Below are 480 nucleotides of genomic sequence, written 5' to 3'. Positions count from 1 at the left end.
CAATTTACTACTAAAGAGGCGAGGATTAAATTAAAGAGGCTTTACCCTAAAATACAACGTTGACATAACACTAGTTTCTATATCAATCAGATTTTCTGTATATACCCCTTTTCCTAAAACAGCTCCTGTTGTCGGTAGTGTTATTGTTACTTGATTATCATTTTGGGTTATACACAAATCATTATTATGCACCAACACCCCGACATTGCCCACATAATAATTATGGTACTTAGCTACAGTAAAGTTATAGACTGTAGCCACCGTGTCTTTGACTACAATGTTATGAATGCGTACCTGGGTAGAGCGGGGCAGACGTCGGGTTTTGCGGGCAAGGAGCTGACGATGGTTGAGTAGAGTTAATTGGTCACCTTTTTTGAGATCGCCTGCGGGTATCCACCTTCCATTGACGTAAAAAGGATGTTCGGGCGTTACCCACAAGGTATCGGCAATGGTATATACTCCAATCAGGGTAGAGGATTG

Annotated in this window: 1 protein-coding gene; it reads right to left on the bottom strand. The window is 41.2% G+C overall.

Annotated elements, in window-relative coordinates; all coding sequences use genetic code 11:
- Nucleotides 1-30: 30 nt before the first annotated feature.
- On the bottom strand, nt 31-480 hold a 450-nt coding region (locus tag Q0954_RS34445), incomplete at its 5' end, for a polymorphic toxin-type HINT domain-containing protein (RefSeq protein ID WP_299466751.1).

The sequence above is a fragment of the uncultured Microscilla sp. genome, from assembly GCF_947493425.1.
In the GTDB taxonomy this organism is placed as follows: domain Bacteria; phylum Bacteroidota; class Bacteroidia; order Cytophagales; family Microscillaceae; genus Microscilla.
Note: the sequence above shows the minus strand (reverse complement) of the source record. Positions and strands in the feature narration are given on the sequence as shown.